Raw genomic sequence first — 15,136 nt, 5'->3', positions numbered from 1 at the left:
GACGGGCCACCAGCATGCCCACCCGCGGAAAGCCCCACCTCGAACAAGCAGAAAGGGCCCCGCCGGCAAACTGACAGCTTCTCAGCTCGACTCTGTCGGTGATCTTGGAGTTTCACGGTGTGGCAGCATGACCAGCGGGCATGCTCGGGGCTGTTACGAGTACCGATGAAGTCGTAGAGGTGTCCGTTGTCGCTCCGTCCCCGTTCCGGTGAGCAGTCCCGTCTCTGACCGTGCAGATCGCGCGGGCGAGCAACCCGGGCGGTACGACAGCGATATGGGTGCGAGACCGGCTGGACGGGCTGTGGCGTGACGAGGATTTCGCCGACTGGTATCCGCGCGAGGGAGTGTCTAATAAACGGCGGATCTGTTGATCATGGAGACGCCAAGTGAGTGAGATGACGATCGAGCATGAGTCCGTGGCTGATCCGGCCACGTCGGACGAGCAGTTGATCGCGATGCTGGTCGACCGGGCCCGGAGCGAGGGCCTGCAGCTGACGGGCGAGGGCGGACTGCTGCAGCAGTTGACCAAGAGGGTGCTGGAGTCTGCCCTGGAGGGCGAGATCACGGACCACCTCGGTTACGAGAAGCACGACGCGGCCGGCCGGAACACCGGCAACAGCCGCAACGGGACCCGGTCCAAGACCGTGCTGACCGATGTCGGGCCGGTCGAGGTCAGAGTGCCCCGTGACGTGGAGGGCAGCTTCGAGCCGCAGATCGTGCGCAAGCGGCAGCGGCGGCTGACCGGTGTGGACGAGATGGTGTTGTCGCTGTCGGCGAAAGGCCTCACCTACGGGGAGATCTCCGCGCACCTGGTCGAGGTCTACGGCGCCGAGGTCTCCAAGCAGACGATCTCCACGATCACCGACCAGGTGATGGAGGGCATGGCCGAATGGTCCAACCCGCCGCTCGATCGCGTCTATCCGGTCTTGTTCGTGGACGCCATCAACGTCAAGGTCAGAGACGGCAAGGTCGCGAACCGGCCCATCTACGTAGTCATGGCTGTTACGACCGAGAGCCACCGCGACATCCTCGGAATCTGGGCCGGCGACGGTGGCGAGGGTGCGAAGTACTGGCTGCAGGTGTTCACCGAGCTGAAGAACCGCGGCCTGGAGGACGTGCTGATGCTGGTCTGCGACGGCCTGAAGGGCCTTCCTGACGCGGTCGAGGCGGTCTGGCCCCGAACAATTGTTTAGACGTGCATCGTGCACCTCCTGTGCAACAGCTTCCGATACGCGGCCCGCCAGGACTGGGCCAAGATCGCCAAGGCGCTGAAGCCCGTCTACACGGCGCCGAGCGAGAGCGCGGCAACGGAACGCTTCGGAGAGTTTCAGGACGCCTGGGGCAGAAAGTACCCGGCGATCGTCCAACTGTGGGAGAACGCCTGGGCCGAGTTCGTGCCCTTCCTCTCCTTCGACGTCGAGATCCGCACGGTCATCTGCTCGACGAACGCCATCGAGTCCGTCAACGCGCGGATACGCAAAGCTGTCCGAGCCCGCGGGCACTTCCCCAACGAAGCCGCAGCCTTGAAGTGTGTCTACATGGCACTGATGAGCCTGGACCCGACCGGTAAAGGCCGCAAGAAGTGGACTATGCGCTGGAAGGCACCCCTGAACGCCTTCCAGATCGCCTTCGAAGGCCGGCTCACCCCAGCCAACAACTGAACCTCAACAACCAAGATCAGCCGTTAAATTGACACACCCCGCCCCGGCCGTCACTGAGGGAGTTTTGCGAGGCGTTCGGTACGTGCGGGGCCGACGGCGGGTGTCCGCATGTCGGATGTGCGCCTCGGCGCGAAGTGGATACCGAGGACGACGCCGAGCTGGAAGCGGTTGTCCGCCCCCAAGCGGTCCATCAGCGAGCGCAGAATGTTGGTAACCGTCCGAGGGCTGACGCCGATCCGCTGGGCGGCGCTGGCGTCGGTGTGTCCGGCCCACAACAGCGAGATCAGCTTGTGCTCTCTGTGGTCGAGCAGCAGACCGGAGTCGTGCTCGTTCACAGGTGACTGCTTGGCACGCGTGCCCATCGGCCCGCCTTGCGGACTGCCGTCGGCCGTGCGAGCCGGTGCCTTGGTTGCTCCGGCCTGGAGTGGTGGGTGAAGCGCCATGCGCCGGTCCTCGTCTGCTCGGAAAGGTGCTGACGGGGAAAGTGTCGCAAGGCCCGATCACCGCCGGATCACATATGGCTCACCTGCCGGCCGGTCGGCAGGGACCTGGCGGCTGCACGGCATCGAAACCGCAAGTGCCCCGATCGGATCAGATCCGCTGCAGGTGTATCGAATCGCCGACCCTCCACCCGATGGCCTGCGCCCCTTGACGTCTCACCTGACCGAGTTCATGCAGGCCGAGCGAGCTGCCTGGGTAGACGACCCAGGATCCGTCGTCGAAGTCCATCATCCGCCTCCCGTAGGTCGCCTCGATGTATCGCCCATCCACCTCGACCCGGAGTCGCTCACCCGGGCGCAGGTCGTTCACTGCGCAGAGGAATTTGGCGTTGCCGAAGTTGTCCACGTGGACGATCAGCCCGTCCGACAGGGGAGCGGAGCGAATCGAGCCCTCCGAAAAGGGCATCCCGAGGTCGGCGGGCGGAACCCCACGTACCAATGCACCCACGGCCGGGGCGTGAATGTACTTCCCGCCGAAGGGGACAAAATCCGGGCCCTCCATTTCCACGCATTCAGCGACTCCGAAGTCAGACGTCAGCCACCCCAGGGCTCCGGTGTTCGCCCCGACAAGGAGGAGTCCGTGCTTCTCGGTTCTGACGATGAGCCGCTCTGTACGCTCCCGGAGGCTGTTGACGACACACATAATCAAAGTGCCCGGCCAGGCGAGTTCTGCGACCAGGCGAGTCAGGAAGGCCGCGTTCAAAACAGAGAAGGGTTCGACTGCCACAAGCGGCTCAATCTCGACGGAGACCGGTGGCTCCACAGCCCTCGTGGCCGAGAATATCGCGGATCGCAGCTCCAGAAAGGCAACATCCGTGCAATCCGATACGATGACGACGCGTTCCATCATGAATTCTTCACCCTTCGACTGGCTATTGAATGGCGGAACCCGGTGCACTCGTAAGTTGACAGCGCGGCAAAGAGATCCCCCATGGTGCAGTGAGAATGTGCGGAACCGTACCAGCGCCAGGGAAGCCTGACAGCCCACTGGCCTGCTATCAGGCAGACGTGTTGCTGATATCGGAAATTCAGTTGTGAGTACGGTGGAGCTGAGATACGCTGAGGGCGCAGCTATGGGCTTCCCTACCTTATTCCGATGCGCTTGAGAATGATGAAGAACGTGGCATTCAATCAGTTGGCACATTCTAGAACATATTTTGAAGCAAAAGCCGCCGCCTACGACGAAAATGCGCGCGGAGCATACGGAAGGCTGACGGATGCTCTGCTCTCGGAAGCGTTGGACCTGTCGGTGTTTTCGCGACTGCCGGACAGGTTCACGTTTCTGGACGTCGGCGGCGGGACCGGGCGTTGGACGGAACGGATTGCCACGATGCATCCGCAGAGCTCCGGCGTCCTGCTCGACGTGAGCCCGGGCATGGTGAGACATGCCGAAAAGCGCGCACGCCGCCGCGGTTACGCCCATCGGGTCAGCCATATCAGAGGCGACGCCGACGAAGCAGGCGAGCTGCTGGCCGGGATGACGTTCGACCTGATTATCAACACCCACCACCTGCTGGGCTTCTTCCACTCCCCGGAACTCGTCCTCGGTGCACTCGTTCCCTTTCTGTCGGACCACGGCTTGATGGTGTCTTTTCTGCCCAGTCGCTGGCACGCTGCCTTCGGGGACCTGAGCGTCGGAGACGCCGAACGGGCCCGCAGGAGCCTGTCCGGCCTTTCGTGGGAGGCCAGCGAGGCACCCTACGGGCACCTGTTCACGCCCGGTGAAGTGCGCATGTTGCACACCTCTTCGAAACTCGCCGTCGATCTGCTGACCGGCTTCCCGTGCCTCATCTATCCCGATCCCCTGGGCGCTGCTCCGCCATCGACGAGGTCTGCCGAGGAACGCCTGCGCGATGAGACGTTTTTCCGCGAGGTACTCGCCATGGAGACGGAACTGCTGATCGATCCCGATGCGGGGTCGCGGGGGGCCAATCTCTTCGTCGTGGCATCACGCATCCAGCAGTCCGAAGGCTGACCAGCCTTGTTCCACCGCCCGGTGGGCGACCGCGAGACTTCTCCAACCTCGGTCTGGGGATCTGCGCGAGGGCCCGGTCGAGCGCGGTGATGGATCGGCGGCGGCGTTGGCCAGGAAACACAGCAACGGGTGGAACCCGAAGCCGCCTTTGCAGGTGGGTGCGGCCTGGCCCTTCTCGGAGTGGCGGGTGACCGGCGTGGCGTCGAGGTCCAGGACCAGGCCGGGCAGTATGCGTTCGTCGACGGCGGCCAGCAGCCGCCAGGCCGTCGGCGTGGAGGTCACCGGGCCGAACACCTCGCGCTGGTCCCGCAGGACGGCCAGCTCCACGATTGCCTCGCCGCCGTCAGCCCGGTCGCTTCGGTGAGGTCCGCCGGTAAATGTGCTCCGGCGTGCGTGCGGCCCGGCCGACTACGAAGTCCGCAACTGGCACGGCTGGTACCGACACATCACACCGCACCCTGACCAACGCCATTCAGGTGATCGATCGTCTATCGCGCAGCGAGTACAGCTGATTCCGTGTTGATCGAGGCGTGGTTGAGTCGTCTTCGTACGGGCGAGTGCCCAGGCCTGATAGTCGCGGTGCGAACAGTCTCGAACCGGGAATTGATAGGGGGAGAGTGGTGACACAGTGGGCCGTGGAAGCCGTACCTGGCTGTGTAAGCGCGCGATACAACTGCGTGGTCAACTCGCCGGCCTGCTCGTCGGCGTCGAGTTCCCCTCGGGTGGACTTTGGCGGCAGGCACTGGACGGGCTGAAGGCAATGGGGCCCAGCTTGCCGTCCCCGCATAGCTGGCACCGAGTGTCGTAGCACGACTGTGCGATCTACGTACTGGAGGTACCTTGTTGTGTCCGTGACTGAAACCGGGATTCGACCGGAAGCGATGTACGCCGCGTTGCCTACGGCCAGAGGCACTATTCGACTGGCCATCATGGAAGAAGACCCCCTCATCCGGGCCGGCGTGTCCTCGATAGTTCGGTCTCACACCGGGATCGAGGTGGTCGACGACGTCGACCTGTCGTGGAGGGCGATGACCGCGCCAAGGGCTGACGTGGACGTCCTGTTGGTCGGCGGGGAACTCCTCAGTGACGCCTTCATACAGGCCCTTGCCCAAGGCAACTGCGACAGACCGGATGCCGAGGTGGGGCTGGTGGCGGTACTGCAGGCCAACGACACGGCGACGCTCCGAAGCGCGGTGATGTCTTCCGCACGTGGCTTTGTCGACCGCGGAACCAGCCACAAGGACATCGGGCCTGCCGTGCGCGAGGTGTACGAAGGGCGTACCTACTTGTCGTCGTCCATCGCTGCGACGCTGGTCAGCTGGGCGGCCCGGTGGGCGCACCGCGAACAGCTGCCGGTACCGAAGATCGAGGCCGCCCTGACCGAGCGGGAGCTCCAAATCCTGGAGGCGCTCGGCGACGGGATGACGAACACAGCGATCGCCCGGCGGCTGAACATTCAGGAGGCCACCGTGCGCAGCCACACCTACCACATTCTCAACAAGCTGAACCTGAGTACCCGGACCGAGGCGGCCCTTGCAGGTCATAGCTATGTCCACACGCTTCATGCCAGGGAGCACGAGGACGGCGCGCAGAAGCCCGGCAGGGGGGCCCGCTACTCGGCATAGCCGCCCCTGGCCGAGCCACGCCGGGGATGCGCTTCGGCGCGGCGGACGGATAGGAGCCCTTCGGCCCGGCAGTCCGGTCGCGCCGCGCAGTCTCCTCCGTACTCCGCGACGCCTGAAGTCCGGTGCGGCCGGGGCGGTCTCCCCATAGCCGGCATGCCTCAAGGGTTGTCGCCCCTGTCCGACGGCGGATCGCCTGAGCGAGGCCTATCATCTTCGCCCGGACCCCTCTGCCGGATAGGTGCGGCCTGCCGAGCGGCGCTGCGCCCTGGAAGGCGATGACACGCGCGGAGCGAGGTCGGTGTTCTGTCGTGAACAACGGCTCGGTGCCGACCGCCGAAGTGCCTCCCGAACTGCTGTGGAAGCGCTGCAGCTCGACAGGCCGTTGCGGTCGACGCTCAGGTGGATTCTGGAGCCGTTCTCGCCGCACTGGCAAATCAGGAGGGTTTTCATGAGGCTGGGCCGTGTGGGCCGGTTCGGCATCACCGGCGCGCTGGTCGCCGCGTCGCTCGGCGCGTCGATCGTCTTCACCCCGGCGTCGGCATCCGCAGCAAGCGACTGGTGGTGATATGGCACCGCGGTCAAGCACTGCGCCACCGTCTGGTGGGACTTGGAAGGGTGCGTCCTCCGGCGAGAAGACCTGGCGTCCCAACAACGCGTGGGGCCATCTCTGCAGCTGACCCGCTGAACGCGTCCGCCCCACACCGACCGGTGCGGGGCGGACGCGTTTCCCTCGACGCGCATTTCCTCAGGATCGGAAGGACAACAGCCACTCAAGCCGCACCGGCCCGGCCCTACGTGGGCGTACTGTCATCCCAGCGCGCTGAGCTGGACCGCGGTTTCCTGGTCGGAGAGTTCGAGCACTGCCTGCACCTCTGCCGCCGCCTCCGCGACGTCGACTTCGTCACCGGCGAGTTCTTGCAGCTGGGCGGCGAACAGCGCCGGTGTGGGCGCGTGAAACAGCGCAGCGACCGGCACCTCGATCTGGAACACCTCCCTGATCAGCCCAACCGCGCGGACGGCGGACAGTGAATGCCCGCCCTCGATGAAGAAGTTGTCGTCAGGGCCCATGGCGTCGCAAGCGAGGATCAACGACCACAGCGTGGCGACGACCTGTTGCACGACCGGATCAGCGGCCGCACCGGCGACGGTGCCTGACGGCCGCAGGCTCTCCGGTACGGGCAGCGCGGTCCGGTCCACTGTGCCGTGCCGGGTGAGTGGCAGGGTGTCCAGCACCAAGATCACAGTCGGCACCATGGCCTCAGGCAGCAACTCGGCGACCGCGTCGCGCACGGCGGTTGCCATCACCTCGCCGGTGACATATCCCACGAGGTGATCCTGGCCCCGGTCGTCCCGCTGGGATTCGACTGCGGCCGTCTGCACGCCCTGCACCGCGCGCAGCGCCGCCTCTGTCTCCGCCGGCTCGATCAGCTGGTGGCCGACCTTCAACTTGCGGTCACTTCGTCCGAGGAACTCAAGGCGTCCGTCAGCCAGATGACGCACGAGGTCCCCTGTTCGGTACAGCCTGGATCCGGCGCGCGCGGCATAGGGATCGGGCACGAAGGCGGCCGCTGTACGTACCGGGTCACGTAGGTATCCGCGGGCGAGGACGCTGCCGCCGATGTGGAGTTCGCCAGGCGTACCGGTCGGCACCGGCCAGCCGTGTGCGTCCAGGACGCGCAACTCGGCCCCTGCGATGGGACGTCCGATCAGCATGGTCGACCGGTCCTCCGGAGCGTCACCGACTGTCCCGGTCAGCGTGCAGCAGCCGACGACCGCCTCGGTCGGCCCGTACTCGCTGACGGCCCTGGCGTCCGGTGCGAGATCGAAGAGCCGCCGTTCGAGGTCGGCCTCCAGCACTTCGCCGCCGATGACGAAGCAGATGTCCCGACCTGCCAGAGACCCGGAGGGCAGATGCCGGCAGAGCTCGTCGAGCTGTGCCGGGGTCAGCCGCACCAAGTTGCAGGCCGCCTGGCCCGCGAGCGTGCCTGCCATCCGGGACACGGACCCGGACTCGTCGATGAGGTGCAGCGTGCCACCCTTGGCGAGGGGCAGCCACAGGCTGGTCACCGTCTGGTCGAGGCCGACGGCAGTGTGCAGTGGGGCTGTCGGCGGTGCCACTGGGCAGTACTCGGCCGCGGCCCAGCCGACATAGCCGGCGAGTCCACCATGGGAGACCTCCACTCCCTTCGGGGCTCCTGTCGATCCCGAGGTGTAGAGGACGTACGCAAGGTTGCTCTGCCCGACCGAGGCATTTGGCGGGGCAGTCCGTGCGCTCGGGTCATCGGCTGCCGCTGCCAGGGCGGCCAGCGGGAGCACCCGGATGCCAACGGGCCAATGGGACGACCCGTCCAGCTCCGTGGTCAGAACCACGTCGGCACGTGCGTCCGCCACTATGGCGGCGGCCCTTGCCGCCGGTCCGGCGGCGTCCAGTGAGAGGTACGCGCAACCGTGCTTCCACACACCGAGCAGCGCTGCTACCAGCTCGGCCGACCGGCCTGCCGCCACGGCCACGAGAGAGCCCGGTCGCACGTGCGCGTCTGCGAGCCCGGCGGCGATCCGGCCGGACATTCGGTCCAGTTCCGCATAGCTCACCGTGCGGTCGCCCGACACGAGTGCAACAGCCTGGGGAACTGCTGCCACCTGGCCGGCGATGAGGTCGAGCACTGTGCCGCCGCCGGCCTCGTCCGCGTGAGTGGCGGCGGGGCGGGCCCACCGGTCGAGCTGCCTGCGCTCTGCCTCGGACACCATGCGAGCCGTGATCCGGCTGACAGGCTCGTCCGGATCCGCGGCCACTGCTTCGAGGAGGCGGTGGAAGTGCCCCATCAGCCTTTCGATGGTGTCCGTGTCGAAGAGGTCGGTGGCGTACTCCACGGCGATCTCGACCTCGTCGCCCGCCTGGGCGGCGGTGAAGGACAGGTCGAACTTCGACCGAGCCACGTCGATGTTGTCCATGTGGGTCGTCTTCAGCCCCGCGAACTGCGGGCGCTGCCCGGAGCGGTCCTCTCCGTGGGACTCCAGCGTGACCTGGTACAGAGGGTTGTGGCTCAGCGAGCGCTGCGGGCGCAGCTCCTCTACCAGCCGGTCGAACGGCAGGTCCTGGTGGTCATAGGCGCTCAGGCAGGAACGCCTGGTCTGCTGCAGGAATGCGCGGAAGGTCGGGTCGCCCTCCAGCTGACCCCGCAGCACCAGAGTGTTCACGAAGTACCCCACTGACTCCTCGAACGCACTGTGGAACCTGCCGCCTACAGGTGTGCCGATGCTGACGTCGGGCCGTCCCGAGTAGCGCATGAGGAGAAGCTGGAGGGCGGCGAGCATCGTCATGAACAGCGTGCTGCGTTCGGAGCGGGCGAGGGCGTGCAGGCCGGCGCTGAGCGGGACCGACAGCCGCATGCGCTGTTCCGCGCCCGCGTAGGACTGCTCGGCCGGACGCGGCCGGCTGATCGGCAACGGCAGCAGCTCAGGGGCGTCGAGCAGTTGATCGCGCCAGAAGCTGAGCAGTTGGTCCGTCCGCCCACTGCTGAGGTGGCGATCCTGCCAGGCGGCAAAGTCCGCGTACTGCTCGGCTGGGCGTACCGGCAGCGGCCGACCGGCTCGCGCGGTGTTGTAGGCGTTGGCCAGTTCTCGCATCACGATGTCCATGGACCGTCCGTCGAAGACGATGTGGTGCACCAGCAGCACGAGCACGTGGCGGTCGTCCGCGACCCGCAGGACCTCGGCGCGGAAAATGGGGCCCTTGGCCAGGTCGAACGGCTCGGAGACCAGCCGGGCACAGGCGGCGCCTACGACAGCCTCTCGTGCGGGCTCGTGCGACCGGCGCAGATCGGTCACCGGAACACGCATCGCGGAGACGGGCTCCACAATCTGCACGGGCTTGCCGTCCCGGTCGCCGAACCGGGTGCGCAGGGCGCCGTGACGCGACACGACGTCGTTGACGGCCGCTGTCAGGGCACTGATGTCCAACGGGCCTGCCAGGTCGATGCGCCAGGCAAGTGTGTAGAACGGGTCGTTCTGCTTGACCTGGTCCAGGAACCACAGACCCTGTTGGGCCACTGAGGTTTCGCAGATCTGTGGCTCTTGGGCGCGCAGCTGCTGCCGTCGCTCCCGAAGGCGGCGTTTGAGCAGGGTGCGCTGTTCCTCGGACAGGTCTTCCAGCCGGGCCTGCAGCCGCTCGGTGCCCGTCTGTGTCATCCCGGTGTCCAGCGGCTCGGCCGCGTTTGTTTCAGTCATGACCAGGCACCTCGGCGTGCTCGCAGCACCAGACGCAACCGCTCCAGTCCCTCCACGAATGTGACCTCGTCGCCGCCGAACCCCAGGCGCACCCGATCGGGATGGCCGAAGCCGGATCCCGGAACGAGCAGGACGTCGTGGTGGATGCCCAGCTCGCGGCAGAGGTCCTCGGTGTCCTCGATGCCGGCGAAGGCGGGGAAGGCCGTGCAGCCGCCGGCGGGCTGGGTCCATGACACCAGGTCGGAATCGCGCTGGACCCAGTCGGCCAGTTGTTGTCGGTTGCGGGCTGCCTGGGCCTTCCGCACGTCAAGGATCCGGTCGGCCTGTGAGACGGCTCGGGCGGCGAAGAACTCGGTCAGCGGGGACAGGCAGATGCTGATGGCGTCGCGCAGCGGAACAAATGTCTCCAGGATCTCCGGTGCGGCGAAGCACCAGCCGATACGTGTCCCGGGCAGCCCGTAGGCCTTGGACATTGTGCCGATCGACACGCACCGTTCGTAACGCAGTGCAGGGTCGGGCAACGGCGGCGTCTCGTAGACCAACTCGGTGAAGGCGCCGTCCCAGAGGAGATAGGCACCGTGGTCGGCAACCAGGTCGAGAAATTCGTCGAACTGGTCGCGGGTGAGGGTCGCGCCGGTCGGATTGTGGGGGAAGTTGACGACCACCATGCGGGTGCGGCTGGTGAGCAGTGGGCGCAGGTTGTCCAGGCTGGGCCGGAAGCCGTCCTCCGGACGGAGCTGCCAGCGCTTGAGCCGACAGCCGATGGCCTCGGCGACTGAGCGCAGCGAATGATAGGCAGGGTCCACGACCACGACCTCGTCGCCGGACGTGAGCAGGGCGTTCATGGCTACGAAGATTGCTTCGGTGGATCCGTGAGTGGCCATGATGCGGTCCGTGTCGCCGACGCCGAACCGGACCGCCAACGCCTCGCGCAGCTCACGGCCCCCGTACGATTCGCTGTCGTCAAAGGTGAGCGCGTCCAGTTCTGCGGGGTGGATGCCCAGCAGTCGGCGGAGCTCCGACAGACTCCACGGTTGAACGCCGCTGCTGCCCAGATCGATCTTCGTGTCGAAGTAGAAGTCGCGCATCCAGTCTTCGAGTGGCGCGTGTGGAAGCCTCATGAGGGGTCGCTCGCCTTCAGTTGTGCCCGCAGGACTGCGGCAGTGTCGGGGAGTTGGGGTTCGCGCAGGATGCTGTAGTGGTCTCCTGGCACCTCCACGACGCCGAGTGGCCCGGTCACCAGCCGGGACCAACCGTGATCCACGGCGTCGCCCACCCGCCCGGAGCGTGCGGAGAGCAAGGTGACCGGTCCCGGGTAGGGGGTGGCGGGCCGGTAGTGGTCCAGCGCGACGGCATGCGCCGCGTGGGTTCGGAACAGGCGGTGCAGGAGGACCAGGTCGTCGTCGGGTGAGAGCACACCGGCGGCTTTGGCACGTGCCAGCAACCACTCCAGGCCGGCGCGCACCCCGATCTCCGCAAGGTCGGTATGTGAAAGGTCGAGGTCGAGGCTGCGTCCCCAGTCCGCGGCGAAGTCGGCCAGCAGCGCGACCTCGTCCTGCCGGCTGCCGGTGCTGCCATGGAGGTGGGCCGTTGGCTGCGGCGGGTAGCTGTCCATCATCACCACCGGGAGGGGCCGACCCGTCGACTGGAGGAACTGCCGGGCCATCTCCAGGGCGACGACACCACCCATCGACCATCCCGCGAGGAGGAAATGACGGTCGGTCGCGGCTTTCGGCAGCGCGGCCAGGTAGGCGGCTGCCATGGCCTCGACGCGCTCGCGTGGCACTTCGTCGTGGCTGAGACCACGTGCGACCAGACCGTGGACGGGCCGGTCCGGACCCAGTTCGTCGCCCAGCCCGGCGTAGCACAGGATGTTGCCGCCCAGGGGGTGGACGAGGAAGACGGGAGCCCCCGCACCGCTGCCGCACAACGTCACGAGAGGTGAAGCGCTGCCTGTGGCGCCCTTGTCCTCTTCACTCAGCAGAGCGGCCAGTTGCTCGACCGTGGGTGCCTGGAAGACGGAGGCGGGCCGGATGGCCCGGCCGCCCGCCTGCTCGATGCGGGCCACCATCCGCATGGCTGCCAGGGAGTTGCCGCCGAGGTCGAAGAAATTGTCGTGCAGGCCGATGTCGTCCCGGTGCAGGATCTCTGCCCAGACGTCCGCGACCTGCCGCTCGTGCGGGGTGCTTGGCCGTTCGGCGGTCTTCCTCGCCGGCCGGTCGGCCGTCGGCGCAGGCAGCCTCGCACGGTCGAGCTTCCCATTATCGGTGAGGGGCAGCTCGGCCAGTGTCACGAAGGCGGCCGGCACCATGTACGCGGGCAGTGTCCGGCTGAGCCAGCCGCGCAGCTCGGACACGGGCGGAGGCCCGGCCGGGGTGCCGGGGACGATATAGGCCACCAGCTGGAGTTCCCCGGGTACGTCCCCACGTGCGAGGACCGCGGCCTGCCGTATCGCCGGGTGGCTGCGCAGCGTCCCCTCGACCTCTCCGAGCTCGACGCGGTATCCCCGGATCTTCACCTGATGGTCGGTGCGGCCGAGGTATTCGAGCAGGCCGTCCGACCGCCAGCGGGCCAGGTCGCCAGTTCGGTACATCCGTTCGCCCGGACCGGCGTACGGGTCCGGGAGGAAACGTTCGGCGGTGAGCTCTGGGCGGTTCAAATAGCCACGTGCCAGTCCTGCGCCCGCCACGTGGAGCTCTCCCGCTACTCCGGTCGGCACCTGGTCGAGGCCGGGGTCCAGGACGTAGAGGCGGTCTCCGCCCACCGGCTGACCGATTGGCGGGAGCCCGCTCACGGGGGCGTCGGTGGACCAGTGTGCTGCCCACACCGTGGTCTCGGTGGGCCCGTAGCCGTTGAAGACCCGTGCTTTCGGCAGGACTTGGAGAACCTCCTCGATCAGCGCTCCTGGAAGGGCCTCGCCGATGTTCACCACGGTGGTGGTGCCGGCCGGCAGCCGGCGCTGTGCTGCGAGTACCGTCATTGCCGACGGCGCCCCGCTGATCAGCGTCGTTCCCCCGGCCTGCGGGTCGCGTTCGGCAAGCGCGAGGACATCCCGCACGATCTCCACGCGGCCGCCGCAGGCCAGGGGAGCGAATAGCTCGAAGACCGAGGCGTCGAAGGAGAATGAGGCGGCGCACAGTACCCGCGACAACTGGTCTTCCCCGAACTCGGACACGGTCCAGCGCACCAGATTGACGGCAGCCGAGTGCGGGACGACGACACCCTTGGGCTGCCCCGTGGAGCCGGAAGTGTAGAGAACGTACGCCGGGTGCGCGATGGCGGCCTCGGCCGATGGCACCTCCGGCTCGCACAGGTCGTCCGCCGTTGCCAGGTCGCGGTCGGTGAGCACGCAGACGGGCTGGGCATCCTGCAGCATGAACGCAATGCGTTGTGCCGGGTGGGAGGGGTCCAGCGGCAGGTACGCGCCGCCGGCCTTGAGTACCGCCAGGAAGGCGATGACGGCGTCTACCGAGCGGGGCAGCTGCACGGCAACTACGCGTTCGGGTCCGACGCCGCGTGCTCGGAGGAACCGGGCCAGCCGCTCCGCCCGGGTGTTCAGTTCCGCATAGGTCGTCTCGATGCCGTCGCAGAGCACGGCTGGGGCGTCCGGTGTCCGGTGCACCTGCTCCTCGATCAGGCCGTGCAGCGTGGCGGGCGCGCCCGGTACGGCCGGTCCCCGGCCGTACCGCATCAGCTCCGACACCTCCCCGGGCAGTAGCAGGTCCACGTTTCCCAAAGCCCGCTCCGGGTCAGCGAGGACCTGTGCGAGGAGCTGCGCATAGCGGTGACTCAACCGCTCCACGGTCTCCGGATCGAACATGTCGGTGCGGTAGCCGATCTCGCACCGCAGCGTGTCGCCGTCCTCCACAACGTCCAGGACCAGGTCGAACTTGGCGTCGCGGGTGGTCACCGCGCAGGGGGCGACCTCGATGCCGGGAAGCTGCACAGAGCTCTCGGCGGCGGTGTTCTGGAGGGTGAACACAGCCTGGAACAGCGGGTTGTGGCTCAGAGTCCGCTCCGGCTTGAGCTCCTCGACGACAAGCTCGAAGGGCACGTCCTGGTGTTCGAATGCCTCAAGCACCGTCTGCCGGGTCCGGCCCAGGTACTCCCGGAAAGTGAGCTCGTCCGCGACTTCCCCGCGGAGCACCACGGTGTTGACGAAGAATCCGACCAGCCCTTCCAACGCGGGGCGCGAACGACCGGCAATGGGGGATCCCACCAGGACATCCTGCTGGCCCGACAGGCGGGCCAGCAGCACCTGGTAGGCAGCGAGCAGCACCATGTAAAGGGTGCAGCCCTCCGCGGCTGCCCGTGAACGGACGGCGGCCGTCAATTCGGGAGGCAGAATGAAGGCGAACTGCGCACCGGTGTAGGAAGCCGTAGCCGGCCGGGGCCGGTCCGTCGGCAGGGCAAGCAGCCCAGGGGCGCCGGCCAGGGCACGTCGCCAGTAGGCGAGCCCTTCTGCCAGGGCACCTTGGTCGAACCGCGTCTGCTGCCATACGGAGTAGTCGGTGTATTGCAACGTCGGTTCGGCGAGCGGCGAGGGGCAGCCCGCCCCGAACGCCTCGTACAGCACGATCAGTTCGTCGAAAAAGATCCCGAACGACCAGCCGTCGAAGACCGCGTGGTGGAAGACCAGGACCAGGGTGTGCTCAGCCGGGGCCGAGCGCACCAGCAGCGCGCGGAAGAGTGGGTCCTGGGCCAGGTCGAACGGGCGGGACAGCTCCTCCTCGGCGAGCAGGCGCACCGCCGCGGCCCGCTCCGCCTGCGGGAGCGCGCTGAGGTCTCGCACCGGCAGCCGGACCGGGCATGAGTCGTGGACCACCTGCATGGGAGTGCCGTCTTCGGCGGTGAAGGTAGTCCGCAGCACCTGGTGCCTGCGGACGATCTCCGTCAGGCAACGCTCGAACAACTTCGGTTCGAGGGGGCCGCGCAGCACCATCGCCTTCCCGAGATTGTAGGCGGACCGGTCACTCGGCTCCATGACCCGGTCCAGGAACCACAGCGCACGTTGTGCCATGGACGCCGGCACGTGTGCAGCACCGGAGAGTCCTGCCCGCAACAGGGCCGGGTCGGTGTCGCGAGCTCCGCGCTGCCGCCTCAGCAGCCGAAGTTTCTCCGGCGATAGGGGGGACATGGACGGGCCAT

The 15,136-nt window shown here is 67.2% G+C and carries 7 protein-coding genes and 2 pseudogenes; 3 read left to right on the top strand and 6 right to left on the bottom strand.

Features of this window, described 5'->3' with window-relative positions; all coding sequences use genetic code 11:
* The first annotated feature begins 395 nt into the window (after positions 1–395).
* Positions 396–1,661 (top strand): annotated as a pseudogene (locus OG507_RS11695) (IS256 family transposase).
* A 50-nt stretch (positions 1,662–1,711) separates the two neighbouring features.
* On the opposite strand, the gene OG507_RS11690 reads toward OG507_RS11695, so the two are convergent.
* Together OG507_RS11690 and OG507_RS11685 are read right to left on the bottom strand one after the other, a co-directional pair.
* Positions 1,712–2,023: a helix-turn-helix domain-containing protein gene (locus OG507_RS11690; protein ID WP_327367126.1), complete on the bottom strand. Its 312-nt coding sequence runs from the start codon at positions 2,021–2,023 to the stop codon at positions 1,712–1,714.
* 229 nt (positions 2,024–2,252) lie between these two features.
* Complete coding sequence (locus OG507_RS11685; protein ID WP_327367125.1) at positions 2,253–3,011, bottom strand: SAM-dependent chlorinase/fluorinase; 759 nt, start codon at positions 3,009–3,011, stop codon at positions 2,253–2,255.
* A 258-nt stretch (positions 3,012–3,269) separates the two neighbouring features.
* Between OG507_RS11685 and OG507_RS11680 the strand changes: the two genes are divergently transcribed.
* Positions 3,270–4,136 carry a class I SAM-dependent methyltransferase gene (locus OG507_RS11680; protein WP_327367123.1) on the top strand — a complete coding sequence of 289 codons (867 nt, stop codon included), beginning with the start codon at positions 3,270–3,272 and terminating at the stop codon, positions 4,134–4,136.
* Between the two features lie 55 nt (positions 4,137–4,191).
* On the opposite strand, the pseudogene OG507_RS11675 reads toward OG507_RS11680, so the two are convergent.
* Positions 4,192–4,484 (bottom strand): annotated as a pseudogene (locus OG507_RS11675) (IS1380 family transposase); the annotation flags it as partial.
* 503 nt (positions 4,485–4,987) lie between these two features.
* Between OG507_RS11675 and OG507_RS11670 the strand changes: the two are divergent.
* Entirely contained in the window at positions 4,988–5,761 is a 774-nt protein-coding gene (locus OG507_RS11670; protein ID WP_327367122.1) for a response regulator transcription factor, read from the top strand.
* Between the two features lie 807 nt (positions 5,762–6,568).
* On the opposite strand, the gene OG507_RS11665 is transcribed toward OG507_RS11670, so the two are convergent.
* Genes OG507_RS11665 through OG507_RS11655 form a run of 3 tightly spaced genes read right to left on the bottom strand, consistent with a single transcriptional unit; the run spans position 6,569 to position 15,125 of the window.
* The gene (locus OG507_RS11665) at positions 6,569–9,988 is read right to left on the bottom strand and encodes an amino acid adenylation domain-containing protein (protein WP_327367121.1); all 3,420 of its coding nucleotides are present in this window, start codon (positions 9,986–9,988) and stop codon (positions 6,569–6,571) included.
* Positions 9,985–11,109, bottom strand: coding sequence for a capreomycidine synthase (vioD, locus tag OG507_RS11660; protein ID WP_327367120.1), 1,125 nt, complete (start codon positions 11,107–11,109; stop codon positions 9,985–9,987). Before vioD ends, OG507_RS11665 begins: the two co-directional genes overlap by 4 nt.
* Entirely contained in the window at positions 11,106–15,125 is a 4,020-nt protein-coding gene (locus OG507_RS11655; protein ID WP_327367119.1) for a non-ribosomal peptide synthetase, read from the bottom strand. The genes vioD and OG507_RS11655 overlap by 4 nt, the downstream gene beginning before the upstream one ends.
* Positions 15,126–15,136: the final 11 nt, after the last annotated feature.

The sequence above is a fragment of the Streptomyces sp. NBC_01217 genome, from assembly GCF_035994185.1.
In the GTDB taxonomy this organism is placed as follows: domain Bacteria; phylum Actinomycetota; class Actinomycetes; order Streptomycetales; family Streptomycetaceae; genus Streptomyces.
Note: the sequence above shows the minus strand (reverse complement) of the source record. Positions and strands in the feature narration are given on the sequence as shown.